Source organism: Clavibacter sepedonicus, assembly GCF_000069225.1.
Classification (GTDB): Bacteria; Actinomycetota; Actinomycetes; order Actinomycetales; family Microbacteriaceae; genus Clavibacter; species Clavibacter sepedonicus.
In genome coordinates this window covers 2,967,434-2,985,306 of sequence record NC_010407.1, presented here as the reverse complement: position 1 = coordinate 2,985,306, position 17,873 = coordinate 2,967,434, and the positions used below count along the sequence as shown (strand labels likewise).

The window sequence follows — 17,873 nt, the reverse complement described above, 5'->3', positions numbered from 1 at the left end:
CGCGGACGCGGATCAGAGCTCGATGGTGCGACTCACGTGACGTGCTGCCGCTCGATGAACGCCCCCATGCCCGGCACCGTGAAGGCCACCATCCCGTGCTCCGGCGCGTAGACGAGCCCCTTCGCGATGAGGCTCGCCCGGACGGGGCCGAAGCTCCTGACCGGTCGTCCGAGACGAGCGGCGACCTCCCCTGACGCGCTCCCGGAGTCGCCGTCCACAGCCAGCGCCCGGAGGTAGTCCTGCTCGGCGCGGGTCGCTCGATCCCACCGCGCGCGGAAGAACCCGGTGTCGAGCGACGCTCTGCCCGTGGCCGCTCCGACCCGCGCCGACACGAGGTCGATGGCCTCTCCCTCGGCCGCGTTCCAGGTGTCCTGGCCCAGCTGTTGGAGGAAGTAGGGGTATCCGCCGCTCTCCCGCGCGATCAAGGCCGCGGCCTCGTCGGCCCAGCGCACGCCCTCGCCCGCGGCCGGCTGCGTCAGCGCAGCGAGCGCCCCCTCGTCATCGAGGGCCTCGATCCGCTCGTAGTCGAACCGCTCCGCATAGGACTTCGCCTCGGCGAGGACGCGCGGCAGGCTGGGCAGGCCTGCGAAGGCGAAGACGACGGCCCAGCCATCCTGGGCGGCCGCGTGTGCGATGGCGCACATCGCGGTGGTCTCCTCCGAGGAGAGGTCCTGCGCCTCGTCGATGAGGATCGCGAGTCCGACGCCGTCCTCCGCCGCGCCGTCCGCGATGTCGTGCACGAGCTTGCGCAGGTCGGTCTCGAGCGCTCCCGTATCCGCCCCGCCTCCCGCGACGCCGGAGAGGTCGAGCCCGAAGTTCCACGTGCCCGACGAGTCGTAGGACGCGCGGAAGGAGAGCGCCGTCTTCAGCGCCTTCAGGAGGCGGCTTCCCGCCGACGGCCGGGCGGCATCGGTCAGGGGACCGTGGAGCGCCTCTCCCAGGGCTTCGCGGAGGGACCGATCGGCTCCGGCCTCCACCTGCGCGACGATCCAGTCGCGTCGCACCGCCTGCCGTCGGTACTCGGAGAGGAGCACCGTCTTGCCCACCCCACGCAGGCCGTACAGGACGACCGGCTGCGCGCCCGTGCCGCGCTCGAGACGGGCGAGAGCGATGCCCCAGCGCTCCATCGGTCGATCGCGGCCGACGAGGGCCGCGGGCTTGCGACCTGCGCCGGGGACGTAGGGATTGGTGACCGGGTCCATTCGCACCTCGACTAGTGATGTATGGGGCTGACTAGCGGAATGCTATACCTCGCCATACATCGGTAGCCCTCGTCCGGGGCCGGCCGTCGGCGGCCGTGCGTAGCCTGAGGGGATGGACCAGGGCGGCGCGGAGGTGACGGCACCCGACGCGCGCACGACCTACGTGCCCGACCGCGAGGTCGACCTGCGGCTCGTGCTGCGCCCGCTGTTCCGCGGGGTCGTGGATCCGACCTGCCGCTGGGATCCGGCCCCGCCCGGCTCCCGCCGCGTCGGCGTCTGGCGCACGGCCCGCACGCCGCTCGGGAACGCGTCGCTGCGGCTGGATCCGCGGCCCGACGGCGGCGTCGACGCGCGCGCCTGGGGCCCCGGGGCCGAGTGGGTCGTCGACGGCGTGCCCGAGCTCCTCGGCGAGGGCGACGACTGGTCCGGCCTCGACGTCTCCGCGCATCCGCTCCTCCGCGACGCGCGCCGACGGCTGCCCGCGCTCCGTCTCATGCGCACGAACCACGTCTTCGAGGCGATGGCGTCCGCGGTGCTCGAGCAGAAGGTCACGGGGCTCGAGGCCCGGCGGGCGTGGCGGCAGCTGATCCTCGCGCACGGCGAGCCCGCGCCCGGCCCCGTGCCCGCGGGCATGCGCGTGCTGCCGTCGCCCGAGCGCTGGCGGCTCATCCCGTCGTGGGAGTGGCACCGCGCGGGCGTGGATCCGAAGCGGTCGCGCACGCTCATCGCCGTGGCGACGTCGGCGGCGGGCCTGGAGCGGACGCTGGCGCTCGGGCGGGGGAGCGAGGAGATCACCCGGCGGCTGCGGTCGATCCCGGGCGTCGGGATCTGGACGGCGGCGGAGACCACGCAGCGCGCCCACGGGGATCCGGACTCCGTGAGCGTCGGCGACTACCACGTGCACGACATGGTCGGGTGGGCGCTCGTCGGCCACCCGGTCGACGACGACGGGATGCTGGAGCTGCTCGAGCCGTGGCGCGGGCACCGTCAGCGGGTGATGCGCCTCATCGAGGCGAGCGGGTTCCGGAAGCCGCGCTTCGGCCCGCGGATGACGGTGCAGGACCATCGCGCGCACTGAGCCATCGCGCGCACCGGGTCACCAGGCGCACTGGGCGACGAGCGGCCGACGGCCGCCCGTCGGATCAGCTGTCGGCCGCGATGCCCTGGGGCAGATCCGCGCCGGCCTTCGTGAGCGCGTCCACGAGGTCCTGCCCGGCGACGGTGGTCACGATGTCGCCCTGGATCCGCAGCGTCGGGGTGCCCGTGACGCCGGCGGAGGTCGCGTCGGAGGTGTTGCTCGTGATCCACGACGAGTACCTGCCCTCGGCCACGCAGGTGCGCGCCGCGTCCGCCGTGACGCCCTGGGTGGTGAGCCAGGTGACGAAGTCGGCGTGGGTCCACGAGTCGGTGATGGTGGAGTGGTTGTCGAACAGGGCCGAGTGCACGGCCGGCCACTTGTCGGGCTCCTCGGCCAGCACGCACGCGGCGGCGCTGCCCGCGACGACCCCGTACTTCGTGACGATCTGGATGGGGTGGTAGACGATGCGCACCTGGCCGGTGGCGGCGATCCGGTCGAGCAGGGGGCCGGTCTCGGCCTCGTACTGCGCGCAGTGGGGGCACGAGTAGTCCTCGAAGACGTCCATGGTGACGGGGGCGTCGGCCGCCCCGACGCTCACGCCGGTGGGCTCGGTCGCGATGCGCACCTGGTCGCCCGTGGACAGCGCGGCGGTCGTGTCCTGGACGGGGCCCGCGGCGCTCGCCGCCTGGGACTGCCCGAGGAGGTAGACGCCGCCGGCGATGGCCGCGATGACGATGACGAGGCCGCCCGCGACGGAGAACTGGGTGATGAGGCGGCGGCGCTTGCGGCGCCGGTCGTCGAGGGCCCTCTCGATGCGTGCCTTCTCGCGGATCGCGCGTACCTTCTCGTTCTCGTGCCGGGCCATGCCGACGATCCTAGGGATCCGCATGGCCGCGCTCCTGGGAGGCGCCACAGCGCCTCGTATGGATAGGCTCGGCGAGTGCCCGACGACGTGACGTACGTACCCCGCCTCCCCACCGGCCAGCAGCACGAGCTCACCGCGGAGGTGGACGGCCGCTCCCAGCGCATCGTGATCGCCGAGGTCGGGGCCGCGCTCCGCGTCCTCCAGGTCGACGGCACCGACCTCGTGCAGTCCTACCCGGACCACGCCCGGCCCCCCTTCTGCAGCGGGATCGTGCTCGCGCCCTGGCCCAACCGGATCCGCGACGGCGTCTGGGAGCACGGCGGCGTCACGCACCAGCTCGACATCACCGAGGTCGACCGCGAGAACGCGATCCACGGGCTGCTCCTGCACTCCCCGTACCGCCTCGTGGAGCGCCACGACGTGTCGATCACGCTGGCCGCCGACGTCCACCCGCAGCGCGGCTACCCCTTCGCCCTCGAGACGAGCGTGCGGTACGAGCTCACGGGCTCCGGTGTCCGCGTCACGCACGTGATCCGCAACGTCGGCGACGCCGACGCGCCCGTCGCCGTGGGGACGCACCCCTTCCTCCGCGTGGGCGACGTGCCCACCGAGGACCTCGAGGTCGTCATCGACGCGCCCACCCACATCGAGGTGGATCCCGTGCGCCTCAACCCCACCGGCGCGCAGACGCCGGTCGACGGCACGCGCTACGACCTGCGCCAGGGCGTGCGCGTGCGCGACGCGCAGCTCGACGACGCGTGGGCCGATGCCCGCGTGGTCGACGGCGTCACGCGCCACGGCGTCCAGGCCCCCGACGGCCGGCGCACCGAGATCTGGGCCGACGGCGAGTTCACCTACTGGCAGGTCTTCGTCACGCCCTGGTACCCCGTCGCCGACGGGCACGTGTGGGCGGTCGCGGTGGAGCCGATGACGGCACCGGCCGACGCCTTCAACTCGGGCGACGGCCTCATCACTCTCGAGCCCGGATCCGAGTGGTCCGGCACCTGGGGCATCGACCTGCACGACTGACCCCGTCCAGCGGCGACCGTCCGGCTGCCCGCCGGGAGCCGTGGTCGGAAACCGAAGCGATCCGGGACGCCTGGCGCGGACCGTCCTAGCGTCGGAGCATGACCGACACCAGCGCGACCACCGCAGCTCTCGACTCCATCACCGGCGTGCACCACGTGCGCCTCTCCGTCACCGATCTGGCCCGCTCGCGTGCCTTCTACGAGGGCGTGCTGGGCCTCACCCCCGCCATCGAGAGCGAGAGCGACCCGAGCGACGCGGCCGTGCGCGAGGATCCTGCCCAGTACTTCGGCGGCGTCATCTACGGCGTCGGCTCGCAGCTGCTCGGCCTCCGCCCCATCGCCGATGGCGGGGTCGCGTCCGACGGCGCCGCGTTCGACCCCGCGGCCCGCGGCCTCGACCACGTGAGCCTGCAGGTCGGCTCGCGCGACGACCTCGTGCGCGCCGCGGCGCTCTTCGCGGAGCGCGGCATCTCCCACGGCGAGGTCATCGACTTCCCCACGGGCATGTCGATCCTCTCCGTGCATGACCCGGACGACATCAACGTGGAGCTCGTCGTCGCGGGCTGATGCCCGCGCCTGCGTAACATTTCCCCCAGTGCCGAACAGGGCACGACACCGGTCGAGGAGGACGCGATGACGACGACGGATCCCCTGGCACTCGAGAGCCAGGTCTGCTTCCAGGCGGTGGTCGCGGCACGCACCGTGGTGGCCGTGTACCGGCCGATCCTCGAGCCGCTCGGGCTGACGCACACGCAGTACCTCGTGATGCTGGCGCTGTGGGAGCGCGACGACCGCTCGGTCTCGGGCCTCGGATCCACCCTGCAGCTCGAGCCCGCGACGCTGACGCCGCTGCTCAAGCGGCTGCAGGCCGCCGGGTTCGTCGACCGGGCCAGGAGCTCCGCGGACGAGCGGATCGTCGTGGTCTCCCTCACCGCAGCCGGCCGTGAGCTCCGCGAGCGGGCGCTCGACGTGCCCGCGCAGGCGGCCGCGCGCACCGGCATGACCGTCGCCGAGCTCGAGGCGCTGCGCGACGCGCTCGACGACGTGGTGGGGCGGCTCACGGGTGCGCTCGCGGATCCGGACGACGAGGCCGCCGCCTGATCCGGGCCGGGCGGCCGCCGCGACGGGTTCCTCAGCGGCCGACGTCGAACGCGGTCCAGCTCGCGTCGGTCAGGCGCGTCGCGCCGTCGACGGCCTCCACGGAGAGGCCCGCGCCGGCGAGCGTCCCGACCGTCGCGCTCGTGAGGACGGCGGCGTCGCCGTCGACGAAGGCCTCGAGCGTGCGGTCGTCGAGGACGAGGTCGAGCGTGACCGGATCCCCGGCCGCCGCGTCGGGCAGCGGCGCGGTCGACACCCGGTCGTAGGCGTCCGGCATGAGCCCGTCCGGGTCGTCGTCGCGTACGACGAACGCCTGCCGCCTGGCCGCGTCGAAGCCGACCGTGACGGTGCCGCCCTCGGGGGAGGCGAGCCGCACGCGGGTCTCGCGCGCGGGATCCGCCGGGTCGGGCGTGAGCGTGAGGCGGAGGCGGGAGGGGCCGTCGGGGGCGTCGGCCAGCGGCGCGTCGGAGTCGACGCGCGCGTCCGGGATGGGACGGGCGTCGCCCTCGCGCCCGGCCAGCGCGTCGAGGGGGGTCGAGCGGAGGGCCCAGCCGTCGCCGTCGGGCACCAGCCGCAGCTCCCGCACGAGCGACTGGCCGCCGCCCGCGCCGCCGTCCCGGAGCGGCAGCCGGTCCGCGTAGTCCCAGCTGCTCGTCCAGCCCATCGCGTAGCGGCGGGTGGGGGCGGTGCCGTCGGCCGGATCCGCCCAGGTGACCGCCGCGTAGAGGTCGGCGCCCTGGTCGAGCCAGCGCGGGGTGTCGTCGTCGGTCGTGAAGCGCTCGCCGTCGAAGTCGCCGACCCAGTACGCGTAGCCCGTGCCGCGGCCCTGGGCGGCGCCGTTCGCGCCGACCCCGAGCACCCAGCGGACGCGGTCGGGCTCGTCCGCGCTCGCGATGGGGAACACGTCCGGGGTCTCCATCGTGCCGAGGTCGTCGCGCGCGAAGTCGGAGCGGTAGGTCCAGTGGATGAGGTCGGGCGACGTGTAGAAGCCGATGCGCCGGCCCTCCGCGAGCGCCATGCTCCAACGCCCGTGCGCGCCGTCCCACACGACCTTCGGGTCGCGGAAGTCGGGGCCGCCCGGGTTGTCCATCACGGGGTTCCGCGCGTAGGGCGCGAAGCGGTAGCCGCCGTCGGTGGAGTAGTAGAGGGACTGCCGCTGCACGCCGTCGGACTGCTGCGTGAGGATCGCGATCACCGTGCCGGCGCCGAGGCCGGACGTGTTCGCGGTGTCGACCACGACGCTGCCGGTCTCGGCGTCGCCGAGCGGGGTGTCGTACTTGTCGATCGCGACGCCCTCGTCGTGCCACGTGACCATGTCAGCCGACGTGTAGTGCCGCCACGAGGATCCGTTGCCGCCCGGGTGGTCGGCGTTGACGAGCGCGTACGCGTGCCAGACGCCGTCGAGCAGGAAGGGCCGCTGCGGGTCGTTCATGAACTCGCCGGACGGGCGGATGTGGATGCCGCCGTCGGCGGCGCGGGGCGCGGGCGGCGGGGGCGTCACGGGCCCGCGGTCGGCGCCCGTGATGCCGCGCACGGCGACGACGAGGGCGGCGACCAGGAGGATCGCGACGATCACGATGAGGGCGCGGGGGTGGCGGCGGGCGAGCAGCCGGACCCGGTCGCGCACGCGTCGCGCCGGCCCGGCGGCGGGCGGGCGCGACGGGGATGCGGTCATGTCGTCGGTCTCCTCGCGGTGGGCGATCGGGGGCAGACGGGTGGCGGAGCGGAGCGGGAGAGCATGCACCGCCGCACGACCGATCAGCGACGGTACCGGCTCGACGGGGCCGTGTCCACCCCGAACGGGAGACACGCCCGGGATTCGTCGCCGACCCCGTCCGGGGGCGCGCCACGCCCCCGCCACCCCCTAGGCTCCCCGACCGGGGGAGCGTGCACCGCGCGACGCGATCGGACTCATCGACACGAGAACGAGAGTGAGAACAGGTGACCAAGAGAATCAGGCGCGGGCTGTCCGCGTCCGCCGCGGCGACCCTGGTGGTGGCGTCCGCGCTGCTCGCCGGCGGATCCGCCCAGGCCGCAGGCACGACGCCACCGCGGCCTACCGTCCACACGCAGGAGGCGTACGCGCCGGAGGACGACTTCACGGCCCACTGGACCCGCGCGGACGCCAAGCAGATCGCCAAGCTGTCCGATCCGACCGCGGCGCCCCGGCAGAACTCCATGCCGGAGGCGCTGACCATGCCGCAGGTGCCGCAGGACTTCCCGTCCATGACCGACCAGGCCTACGTCTGGGACACCTGGCCCCTGACGGACTCGTCGGGCCAGACCTACAGCGTCGACGGCTACGACGTGATCTTCGCGCTCACGGCCCCGCGCACCCTGTCGTTCGACGACCGGCACACGTACGCCAAGATCGGCTACTTCACGCGGCCCACCGGGATCCCGGCGGAGCAGCGCCCGGAGAACGGCGGCTGGACCTACCAGGGGAACGTGTTCGAGGACGGCGTGACGGACGGGATCTTCCCCGACCAGTCGTTCTCGCAGCAGGCCGAGTGGTCGGGATCCGCGCGGATCATGGCCGACGGCACGGTCAAGCTGTTCTTCACCGACGTCGCGTTCTACCGCGACGCGAAGGGCCAGGACGTGAAGCCCGCGGACCCGGTCATCTCGCTCAGCCAGGGGCGCGTCGAGAAGGTCGACGGCGCGGTCGCGCTGAAGGGCTTCGAGACGGTGACCCCGCTGCTGCGCCCCGACGGGCAGAAGTACCAGACCAACGAGCAGAACTGGTCCACCAACTTCCGCGACCCGTTCACGTTCACGGATCCGGACCACCCGGGCAAGACCTACATGGTGTTCGAGGCCAACGTCGCCGGGAAGCGCGGCGAGCAGCGGTGCGATGCGGCCGACCTCGGCTACCGGAAGGGCGACCCCGCGGCGGAGGACCCGAAGGAGGTGACCGCGAGCGGTGCGAACTACCAGATGGCGTCCATCGGCCTCGCGGTCGCGGACGACGCGGACCTCACGAAGTGGCACTACCTCGATCCGCTGCTCGAGTCGGCGTGCGTGACCGACCAGACCGAGCGGCCCGAGGTGATGATCGAGAACGGCAAGCACTACCTGTTCACGATCAGCCATCGGTCCACGTTCGCCAACGGCATCGACGGCCCCGAGGGCGTGTACGGCTTCGTGGGCAACGGCCTGCGGAGCGACTACAAGCCGATGAACGGCGGATCCGGCCTCGTGCTCGGCAACCCGACGAACCTGAACTACGCGGGCGGCACCGCGTACGCGCCCGACTACAACCAGACGCCGGGCGCGTTCCAGGCGTACTCGAGCTACATCCTCCCGGGCGGGCTGGTGGAGTCGTTCATCGACGCCGTCGGCTCGAAGGAGTCCTTCCGCCGTGGCGGGACGCTCGGGCCGACGGTGAGGCTCGAGTTCGACGGCGACACCTCCGAGCTCGACCGGGGCTACGGCAAGGGAGGGCTCGGCGGGTACGCCGACATCCCGACGACCCGCGCGTTCGACCCGGCGCACCCGCCGCAGTAGGCGAGGCGCGGCGACGGCGGCCCCTCCGCCGTCGCCGCGTCCTCCCGGGCCGCTCCTCTACACTCGCTGTCGATGCCCGCCCCGTCCCCGAACCCGATCCCGCCGCGCGTCCAGCGCGTGATCCGGGGGCTCGCCGCATCCACCACCGCCACGTTCGTGGCCGCCCTCTTCCACGAGGCCGGCGGCGGGGCCGCTCCCGCGTGGGGCGTCGTGGCGTTCGGGCTCGCGCTCGCGTCGCTCGCGGCCATCGCGCTCGCCGGCACGCGCACCGCGCTGTGGCGCCTCGTCGCCGCGGTGGGCGTCAGCCAGCTCCTCTTCCACGGCCTGTTCACGGCGGCGGGCGACGCGACCGGGGCGTCCGTCGCGGCGGATCCGCACGCGGGCATGGGGCACGGCGCGTCGGCGCTGGCGATCCCGGGCCTCGACGCCGTCCCCTCGGGCGCAGGCGGCGCGATCGCCCCCGGCATGCTCCTCTCGCACGGCGCCGCCCTCGTCGTCACCGTGCTCGCGCTGCGGCACGGCGAGGCGGCCATCCGCGCGCTCGTCCAGGCCACCGGCCTCCGGGTCGTGCTCGCCCTCGCGATCCCGTTCCTCCGGCCCGAGGGGCGGCGCGACACCGCGCTCGCCCGGGCTGTCCGCGCGCCGCTGGCGCTGCGCGACCGCTGCGCCCGGCTCGGCCGCCTGCGGCACCGCGGCCCGCCGCGCGCCCGCGCGCTCGCCGCAGCCTGACGCGCCGGCCGGATCCCGCGACCCGCGGATCCCGGCCCACCACGCGAGCCCGCTCGCGCCGCGGACGCGATGCCCCGCGCATCGCCCGCCCCTCACCTTCCCTCACCGGACGCCGGCACCGCCGCGTCCGCTCCCGGGGCCGCTCCGCGCGGCCCGGAACAGGACACCCGCACATGACCACCTCATCCCCCTCCCGTCCCCGCCGCCGGATCCTCCGCTCGGCCACCGCGCTCATCGGCGGCGTCGCGCTCGCCGTCGCCGTGCCGCTCGCAGCCTCCGCGCACGTGCGCGTCTCGCCCGACCAGGCGGCCGCCGGCAGCTACAGCACGCTGACCTTCAAGGTCCCCACCGAGTCCGCGACCGCGACGACCACGAGCGTCACGGTCGACCTGCCGAAGGACGCCCCGTTCTCGAGCCTCTCCACCGAGCCCGTGCCCGGCTGGACCGCCAAGGTCACGACCGAGAAGCTCGACACCCCGGTGAAGACCGACGACGCGACCATCACCGACGCGCCCGTCGAGGTCACGTGGACCGCGGACGACGGCGTGGGCATCAAGGCCGGCGAGTTCCAGCGCTTCACGGTCTCCGTCGGACCCGTGCCCGACACCGGCAGCATCATGCTCCCCGCGCACCAGGGCTACTCGGACGGATCCGTCGTCGACTGGGACCAGACGACCCCGGCCTCCGGTGAGGAGCCGGAGCACCCCGCGCCCACGCTCTACGTGGACGACGCCCCGCCCGCCGACTCCATGAGCGCCGTGACGACCACCGCGGCGCCCGACGCGACCGTCACGACGGCGGCGTCCGACACGAGCGCCACGAGCAGCGCGGTCGCGGTCGGCCTCGGCGTGGGCGGGCTCGCCCTCGGCGCGGTCGCCCTCGTGGTCGCGGTCTTCGCCCTCACCCGCGCGCGCCGCGAGGGCGGCGGCCAGGCGTGACGCCCGGGGACCGGATCCCGACCCGCACCGGTCGGCGTCCGCTCCGGCGGCTCGCCGCGGCGGTCGCCGGTGCCGCGCTCGCGACCGGGGCGCTCGCGCTCGCGGGTCTCGCGCAGGGGAGCGGGCCCGATGGCGCGCTGTCGGCGTCCGCGCACAACTACCTCGTGTCGAGCTCGCCCGCGGCCGGATCCACGATCGACGCGCCGCCGTCGGAGGTCACGCTGACCTTCAACGACGTGATCCTCGACCTCGCCGCGGCGGGCGGTGCCGGCGGCGACGCGTCGACCGGCTCCGCGCCCGCGGGCGGCTCGTCCGTCGTGCAGGTGACGGGACCGGACGGCCAGGGCAGGCACTTCGAGACCGGCTGCGCGACGGACTCCGGACGCTCGGTCACCGTGCCGGTCGCGCTCGGCGGATCCGGCCAGTACACGGTCACGTGGCGCGTGGTCTCGGCGGACGGGCATCCGGTCTCCGACTCGATCGCGTTCACGTACCAGGCGCCCGCGGGCGCGACGGCGTCGGCGGGCACGGCCGACGGCCCGGGCTGCGCCGCGGCGCAGGAGGGGGCGGCCGGATCCGGCGCGGCCTCGTCGGGCGGCACCGCGTCCGGCGGCACCGGCGGCGCGGACACGTCCGCCGCGGACCCGGGCACCGCGGCCGGGCAGGAGCAGGGCGTCGCGCCCTACCTCGGCGTCATCGTCGGCGTGGGCATCGGCATCGTCGTGCTCGCGGCGGCCGCGGTCGTGCTCATCGTGGTGACCGGTCGGCGGAAGCCCGCCGCGGCGGCCGCGACGGACGACGCCGACGGCGACACCCCGCGTGACGGCGGACCGCCCGGCGCCTGACCGCACGCCACCCGCGACGACGGGCCCGGATCCCCCGCGGATCCGGGCCCGTCGTCGTCGGTGCGCCGACGGCTCAGCCTGCGACCGGCCCCATGTCCTCGACCGCGCGCGCGAGGGCGTCGCGGCAGGCGCGGATCCCCGGCCGGTCGAGGCTGCCCACGCGCGACGACGTGAAGACCGTGCGCCGCGGCGAGCCGGGCAGGCCGATCAGCCGCACGTCGGGCTCGCGTCCGGCCCACACCAGATCCGGCAGCACGGACGCCGCGTGCCCGCCGCGCACCAGGTCGATGTGCGCCTGCAGGTCGGCCGTCACGTACCGCACGTCCGGCTCGAAGCCCGCGACCCGGCACACCTGCTCGGCGAAGTGGCGCGACGCCGTGCCCGCGGGCTCCATCACCCAGGGCAGGCGGCGCGCGTCGGAGATGGACCGGACGTCGTCGCGGCCGGGCGGGAGGCCGAGGCGGAGCGGATCCACGCACAGCTCCTCGCGGTCGAGGTCGGCCGGCCGGGGTGCCGCGTGCGCCGGGTACTGCTCGGCGATGACGAGGTCGTGGTCGCGCGCCCACACGTCGTGCAGGCCCGACTCCGGCTCGCGCATCGTGATCTCGACCCGCAGGTCGGGGTAGTCGTCGCGGAGGATCGTGAGCGCGGGCGGCACGAGCGCGAGCAGCGCCGACTGGAACGCGGCCACGCGGATCGTGCCGGACACGTTCGCGAGCGACGCGTTCACCTCGGTCTCCGCCCGCTCCAGCCGCTCGAGCAGCGCCGTCGTGTGCTCGACGAGGATCTCAGCCTGCGGCGTGAGCACGACCCGCCGGCCGACCCGGCGCAGCAGCGGGACGCCCGCCTCGCGCTCGAGCTGCGCGAGCTGCTGCGACACCGACGACGGGCTGAACGAGAGCGCGTCGGCGACCGCGCCGATCGTGCCGCGGAGCTTGAGCTCGCGCAGGAGCCGCAGTCGTCGCATCTCGAGCACGTGCGCCTCCCGGGGATGTCAGGCGAGCGTGGAATCATCGGCAGGGCCGCACGATGATCATCGGAAACGTTCAGCGCATCCGATGAGAGTGTGGTCCCACACTGGGAGGACGCGCCCGCAGCGCGGCCGACGCCGGGGCTCCGGCCCACCTGAGACGAAGAGGTTCCCGCATGACCGCATCCGGCCCCGAGACCGCATCCGCCTCCACGACGGCGCAGTCCCCGACGATCGACGGCGCATCCGCCGCTCCGGATCGCGAGGCGCTCGCCGACCGGTCCGTCGCCCTCGTGCGCACGTGGCTCGCCGAGGCGGCCCAGCACCCCGCGGATCCCTCGGCCGAGCGCCTCGCGGGCGTCCTCAAGGACGAGAACGGCCTCGACTTCACCATCGGCTTCGTCGACCGGGTCGTGCGCCCCGAGGACCTCCCGGTCGCCGGCAACAGCCTCGCCGCGCTCACCGCCAAGACCCCCGGGTTCCTGCCCTGGTACATGCAGGGCGCGATCCGCGCGGGCGGCATCCTCGGCCTGGTCCTCCCGCAGATCGTCGTCCCGGTCGCGCGCCGCGTGCTGCGCGAGATGGTCGGGCACCTCATCGTCGACGCGACGAGCGAGAAGCTCGGGCCGGCCATCCAGAAGCTGCGCGAGGGCGGATCCCGCCTCAACCTCAACCTGCTCGGCGAGGCCGTGCTCGGCGAGAAGGAGGCCGCGCGCCGCCTGGCGGGCACGCGCGAGCTGCTCGCCCGCGACGACGTCGACTACGTCTCCATCAAGGTGTCGAGCGTCGTGTCGCAGCTGTCGATGTGGGCGTTCGACGAGGCCGTTGACAAGGTCGTCGAGCGGCTCACCCCGCTGTACGAGCTGGCGTCGGAGGCCGCGACCCCGAAGTTCATCAACCTCGACATGGAGGAGTACAAGGACCTCGACCTCACCATCGAGGTGTTCACGCGCGTGCTCGACCAGCCGCAGGTGAAGGACCTCGAGGCCGGGATCGTGCTGCAGGCGTACCTGCCCGACGCGCTCGCCGGCCTGCAGCGACTCACCGCCTGGGCGCAGGAGCGTCGCGCGGCGGGCGGCGCGCCCATCAAGGTGCGTATCGTCAAGGGCGCGAACCTCGCGATGGAGCAGGTCGACGGCCGGATGCACGACTGGCCCGTCGCCACCTGGTCCACGAAGGAGCAGACCGACACGCACTACAAGCGCATGCTCGAGCACGCGCTCCAGCCCGCCGCGGCCGACGCCGTGAAGGTCGGGGTCGCCGGCCACAACCTCTTCGACGTCGCCTACGCGTGGCTGCTCGCCGAGGAGCGCGGCGTGACCGACCGGATCGAGTTCGAGATGCTCCTCGGCATGGCGACCGGCCAGGCCGAGGCCGTGAAGCGCACGGTCGGCGGGCTGCTGCTCTACACGCCCGTCGTGCACCCGACCGAGTTCGACGTGGCCATCTCGTACCTCATCCGCCGCCTGGAGGAGAACGCGAGCCAGGAGAACTTCATGTCGGCGGTGTTCGAGCTGAGCACGTCGGCTGAGCTGTTCGCGCGCGAGGAGTCGCGGTTCCGCGCGTCGCTCGCCGGCGTCGACGACACCGTCCCCGCGCCGAACCGCACGCAGGACCGCCGCTTCCCGCCGGAGCTCGACGACGTGGATCCGCTCGCCGAGCCGGAGACGCCCGCCGAGCCCGAGGAGGAGGTCGACCCGCAGCTCACGAGCGTGGTCCAGGGCTTCACGCGCGGCTCGCTGCTGACGCCCGACGCGCTCGTGGACCCCGACGCCTCCGCGACGCCGTTCCACAACGCGGCCGACACGGATCCGGCGCTGCCGACGAACCGCGCCTGGGGCCGCGAGATCCTGTCGCGCGTGGAGGCCTCGCAGCTGGGCGTCGCGACCATCGAGGCCGCGCGCATCGACTCCACGGAGCAGCTGGACGACATCATCGACGGCGTCCGCACCGCGGCAGCCCGCTGGGGTGCCCGCCCCGGCGACCAGCGTGCCGCGCTCCTGCACCGCGTGGGCGTCGCGATCGAGCGCAACCGCGCGCGCCTCATCGAGGTGATGACGTCCGAGACCGGCAAGACCATCGCCGAGGCCGACCCCGAGGTCAGCGAGGCCGTGGACTTCGCGCACTACTACGCTGAGCGCGCCCGCGAGCTCGACCGCGTGCAGGGCGCCCGGTTCGTGCCGTCGCGCGTCACCGTCGTGGCGCCGCCGTGGAACTTCCCCGTCGCGATCCCCGCGGGCAGCATGCTCGCGGCCCTCGCGTCCGGCAGCGGCGTGGTCGTCAAGCCCGCCGGCCAGGCCCGCCGCTCCGGCGCCGTGCTGGTCGAGGCGCTCCGCGAGGCCGGCGTGCCGCGGGAGCTCCTGGCGCTCGTCGACGCGGGCGAGGCCGAGTTCGGCGAGCACCTCATCTCGCACCCGGCGGTCGACCGCGTGATCCTCACGGGCGGCTACGAGACCGCCGAGGTCTTCCGTTCCTGGCGCTCGGATCTGCCGCTCCTCGCGGAGACCAGCGGCAAGAACGCCATCATCGTGACCCCCAGCGCCGACCTCGACCTGGCCGCGGCCGACGTCGTGAAGAGCGCGTTCGGCCACGCGGGCCAGAAGTGCTCGGCGGCGAGCCTCGTGATCCTCGTGGGCTCGGTCGGGAAGTCCCGCCGCTTCCTCACGCAGCTCACCGACGCGGTGTCGTCGCTGCGCGTGGGCTACCCGTCGGACCCGACGACGCAGATGGGCCCGATCATCGAGCCGGCCGCGGGCAAGCTCAAGCACGCGCTCACGCAGCTCGGCGTCGGCGAGAAGTGGCTCGTCGAGCCGTCGCAGATGGACGAGACCGGCCGCCTCTGGTCGCCCGGCGTCCGCGACGGCGTGAAGCCCGGGTCGTACTTCCACCTCACCGAGTTCTTTGGACCCGTGCTCGGCGTGATGCGCGCGCGGACGCTCGAGGAGGCGATCCGCTTCCAGAACGCCATCCCCTACGGCCTCACCGCGGGCCTGCACAGCCTCGACGCGCGCGAGCTCGAGCAGTGGCTCGAGACCGTGGAGGCCGGCAACCTCTACGTGAACCGCGGGATCACGGGCGCGATCGTGCAGCGCCAGCCGTTCGGCGGCTGGAAGCGCTCCTCGGTCGGATCCGGCACCAAGGCCGGCGGCCCGAACTACCTCATGGGCTTGGGCACCTGGGTCGCGGACGCCGGTCGGCACTCCAGCTCGCTGCACCTGCGCGGGCTGTCGCCGCGGGTCACGGAGCTCATCGAGTCGGCGCAGCCCGCCATCCGCTACGAGGACTTCGACCTGGTCCGCCGCTCGGCGCTCAGCGACGCGGTCGCCTGGCACGACGAGTTCGGCCAGGTGAAGGACCCGAGCGGCCTCGGCGTCGAGCGGAACCTGTTCCGCTACCGGCCGCTGCCCGTCACGGTGCGGCTCACCGAGTCGGGTGCGCTCGCCGACCTGCTCCGGGTGCTCGCGGCCGGGCGCCTCGCGCGCGCGGAGATGCACGTGTCGGTGCCGGGGATCCTGCCCGCCGGCCTCGGCCAGGTGCTCGACGACCTGCCCACCGTGCACGTGACCATCGAGACGGACGACGCGTGGCTCGCCCGGGTCGCGGCGTCCGGGATCGCGACGGAGCGCGTGAGGCTCGTCGCCGCGCGCTCGTCGCGGCTGGTGGAGGCGCGCGCCCTGTCCGATGCGCTTCGCGGCACCCCCGACGTCGCGGTCTTCGCCGACGAGGTCACCGCGGCCGGCCGCGTCGAGATGCTCACGTTCCTGCGCGAGCAGGCGATCAGCATCACGGCCCACCGCTTCGGCAACCCGGACGACTGGAGCGAGGCGGTCATCTAGGTGACCGGGATCGAGGTCCGCGCGCTGGCGGCCTCGGAGGTCGGGCGGCTCGAGCAGGAGGAGCCGCCCGGCCGCGGGTTCGCGCGCGCCATGTGGGCGCTGCAGGAGGCGGGCGGATCCACGCTGCTGGTCGCGTGGGACGGCGACCGTCCCGTGGGCGCCGGCCAGCTCGACCTGCGCGGCGACGTGCCCGAGCTGCGGAACCTGCGGGTGGACGAGGCCGAGCGCGGACGCGGCATCGGCACGGCGATCATGCGCGCGGCCGAGGAGCGCGTCGGATCCGGGCCCCTCGCGGTGGGCGTCGGCCTCGACAACCCGCGGGCCCGCGCGCTGTACGAGCGGCTCGGCTACCGCGGCACGGGGGAGAACACGACGACCACGTACGCCTACGTGGACGACGCGGGCGTCACGCGGCGGGCGACGGAGACCGACGAGATGCTGGTGCGCGCCCGGGGATGAACCGCACGCGGCCCGACGGGATCCGCGAGCCTGGGCGCATGCAGACATCCGAGGCCGTCGACCGCGCCCGGACGCTGTGGGCCGATGGCCGCCGACGCGACGCGATCGTCGAGCTGCGGACGCGGGTGCGCAAGGAGCCGGGCGACGCGGTGGCGCGGCTGCTCCTCGCGTCCTGGTACCGCGAGGTGCGCGCGCCCGACCAGGCTGCTCGGTGGGGCATCGCCCTGCACGGCTGGACCACACCGCGCGAGCGAGAGCTGCTGGCCCGCCTGATCGCCTCGTCCGGTGTCCGGGACGAGCACCTCGGCCGCTTCCTCGCGCTGCCGGCGGGCGAGCGGCCGGCGGAGCTCGACGAGGTCATGGTCGTCGTGGGCGGTCTGCGCGCGCCCGACGGGTGGCGCGGCGCCAAGCCGCTGCGGCGCTCCGACCGGCGGAGCCAGGTCGTGCGCACCCTGGCCGTGCTCGGCTGGCTGATGCTCGGGGGCTCCCTGCTGGTGTCGGGCTGCGTGGCGATGACCGGCGACGACGCGACGCCGCTCGCGCGCGGCGGTGCCGCCCTGGCGCTCCTGCTGCTCGCCGTCGCCGCGGTCGTGGAGGGGACACGTGCGCGTCGGGGCTGGTGGTGGGTCGGCCCGTCGACCGTGCTGCTCGCCGGGGCGCTCGTGGCCGGCGCGGTCGTGCTCGCGCGGATGGCCGCGTGACGGCCGCCTAGGGTCGACACGTGATCCCCGCTCCCGCCGTCGTGCACGTGTCGGTGGCGCGGGTGGCCGCGTCGGCCGACCGCTCCGCGCGCACCGCGGCCGGTCGTGACGCTCTCCGGGCGCTCGCCGCGGGGCTCGTGGGTGCGGATCCCGCGGCCGTCACCGTCCGCGCCCGCTGCGCCACGTGCGGCGGCGAGCACGGCCGGCCGGTGCTCGGCGGATCCCGCGCGCTCGACGGCCTGCACGCGAGCGTGGCGCACGCGGGCGACGCGGTGGTGGTCGCCGTCAGCGCTGACGGGCCGGTCGGGATCGACGCCGAGCCGCGCGACCGTGAGGCGCCCCCCGGGATGGCCCTCGCGGGGTGGGTGCGGATCGAGGCGGTGCTGAAGGCCGACGGGCGCGGGCTCCTCGTGGATCCGGGGCGCGTGCGTTTCGCCGGGGACGCGGACGGGACCGTCGCGTGGATCGACGGCGAGGAAGCGCGCTACCGGGTCGTCGAGGTCGCGCTCGCGTCCGACCTCGTGGCTGCTGTCGCGCGCTTTGCTGGGCCCGCCGGTGCGCAGCCGCTCACGGCGGAGATCCGCTCGCTCGCCCTCTGAACGGGACGCGGCATCAGC

Annotated in this window: 16 protein-coding genes; 12 read left to right on the top strand and 4 right to left on the bottom strand. The window is 74.5% G+C overall.

All coding sequences use genetic code 11. From position 1 onward, the window contains the following. Positions 1-32 precede the first annotated feature (32 nt). Positions 33-1,202 (bottom strand): ATP-binding protein, encoded by a 1,170-nt coding sequence (locus CMS_RS13950; RefSeq protein WP_041464729.1) that lies wholly within the window; start codon positions 1,200-1,202, stop codon positions 33-35. 112 nt (positions 1,203-1,314) lie between these two features. Between CMS_RS13950 and CMS_RS13945 the strand changes: the two genes are divergently transcribed. Next, entirely contained in the window at positions 1,315-2,280 is a 966-nt protein-coding gene (locus CMS_RS13945) for a DNA-3-methyladenine glycosylase family protein (protein WP_049791954.1), read from the top strand. A 64-nt stretch (positions 2,281-2,344) separates the two neighbouring features. Here the strand turns inward: CMS_RS13945 and CMS_RS13940 are convergent, their stop codons facing one another. Then, entirely contained in the window at positions 2,345-3,145 is an 801-nt protein-coding gene (locus tag CMS_RS13940; protein WP_041464728.1) for a DsbA family protein, read from the bottom strand. A 75-nt stretch (positions 3,146-3,220) separates the two neighbouring features. On the opposite strand from CMS_RS13940, the gene CMS_RS13935 reads away from it, so the two are divergent. The 3 genes from CMS_RS13935 (at position 3,221) to CMS_RS13925 (ending at position 5,274) form a co-directional block, all read left to right on the top strand. Next, entirely contained in the window at positions 3,221-4,174 is a 954-nt protein-coding gene (locus tag CMS_RS13935; protein ID WP_041464727.1) for an aldose 1-epimerase family protein, read from the top strand. 98 nt (positions 4,175-4,272) lie between these two features. Next, positions 4,273-4,740 (top strand): VOC family protein, encoded by a 468-nt coding sequence (locus CMS_RS13930; RefSeq protein WP_041464726.1) that lies wholly within the window; start codon positions 4,273-4,275, stop codon positions 4,738-4,740. A gap of 66 nt (positions 4,741-4,806) precedes the next feature. After that, positions 4,807-5,274, top strand: a complete 468-nt coding sequence (locus tag CMS_RS13925) for a MarR family winged helix-turn-helix transcriptional regulator (RefSeq protein WP_012300053.1) — start codon at positions 4,807-4,809, stop codon at positions 5,272-5,274. 31 nt (positions 5,275-5,305) lie between these two features. Here CMS_RS13925 and CMS_RS13920 read toward each other — a convergent pair whose 3' ends face one another. After that, entirely contained in the window at positions 5,306-6,946 is a 1,641-nt protein-coding gene (locus CMS_RS13920) for a glycoside hydrolase family 32 protein (RefSeq protein ID WP_041465086.1), read from the bottom strand. A gap of 266 nt (positions 6,947-7,212) precedes the next feature. On the opposite strand from CMS_RS13920, the gene CMS_RS13915 reads away from it, so the two are divergent. The 4 genes from CMS_RS13915 to CMS_RS13900 all read left to right on the top strand — a co-directional run bounded on the left by CMS_RS13915 (position 7,213) and on the right by CMS_RS13900 (position 11,290). Beyond that, the gene (locus CMS_RS13915) at positions 7,213-8,778 is read left to right on the top strand and encodes a glycoside hydrolase family 68 protein (protein WP_012300051.1); all 1,566 of its coding nucleotides are present in this window, start codon (positions 7,213-7,215) and stop codon (positions 8,776-8,778) included. A 72-nt stretch (positions 8,779-8,850) separates the two neighbouring features. Beyond that, positions 8,851-9,507, top strand: coding sequence for a hypothetical protein (locus CMS_RS13910; RefSeq protein ID WP_041464725.1), 657 nt, complete (start codon positions 8,851-8,853; stop codon positions 9,505-9,507). Between the two features lie 173 nt (positions 9,508-9,680). Continuing rightward, positions 9,681-10,445, top strand: a complete 765-nt coding sequence (locus CMS_RS13905) for a YcnI family copper-binding membrane protein (protein WP_012300049.1) — start codon at positions 9,681-9,683, stop codon at positions 10,443-10,445. After that, positions 10,442-11,290 carry a copper resistance CopC family protein gene (locus CMS_RS13900; RefSeq protein ID WP_012300048.1) on the top strand — a complete coding sequence of 283 codons (849 nt, stop codon included), beginning with the start codon at positions 10,442-10,444 and terminating at the stop codon, positions 11,288-11,290. The genes CMS_RS13905 and CMS_RS13900 overlap by 4 nt, the downstream gene beginning before the upstream one ends. 73 nt (positions 11,291-11,363) lie before the next feature. Here the strand turns inward: CMS_RS13900 and CMS_RS13895 are convergent, their stop codons facing one another. Then, a complete protein-coding gene (locus CMS_RS13895) occupies positions 11,364-12,266 on the bottom strand; it encodes a LysR family transcriptional regulator (RefSeq protein WP_041464724.1) in 903 nt (300 codons plus the stop codon). Between the two features lie 170 nt (positions 12,267-12,436). Between CMS_RS13895 and CMS_RS13890 the strand changes: the two genes are divergently transcribed. The 4 genes from CMS_RS13890 to CMS_RS13875 are packed head-to-tail and all read left to right on the top strand — an operon-like array spanning position 12,437 to position 17,855. After that, on the top strand, positions 12,437-16,096 hold the full coding sequence (locus CMS_RS13890; protein WP_041464723.1) for a bifunctional proline dehydrogenase/L-glutamate gamma-semialdehyde dehydrogenase: 3,660 nt from the start codon (positions 12,437-12,439) through the stop codon (positions 16,094-16,096). After that, a complete protein-coding gene (locus CMS_RS13885) occupies positions 16,097-16,555 on the top strand; it encodes a GNAT family N-acetyltransferase (protein WP_012300045.1) in 459 nt (152 codons plus the stop codon). 38 nt (positions 16,556-16,593) lie between these two features. Then, on the top strand, positions 16,594-17,256 hold the full coding sequence (locus CMS_RS13880; protein WP_106408697.1) for a hypothetical protein: 663 nt from the start codon (positions 16,594-16,596) through the stop codon (positions 17,254-17,256). 20 nt (positions 17,257-17,276) lie between these two features. Next, the gene (locus CMS_RS13875; protein WP_012300043.1) at positions 17,277-17,855 is read left to right on the top strand and encodes a 4'-phosphopantetheinyl transferase family protein; all 579 of its coding nucleotides are present in this window, start codon (positions 17,277-17,279) and stop codon (positions 17,853-17,855) included. Positions 17,856-17,873 lie beyond the last annotated feature (18 nt).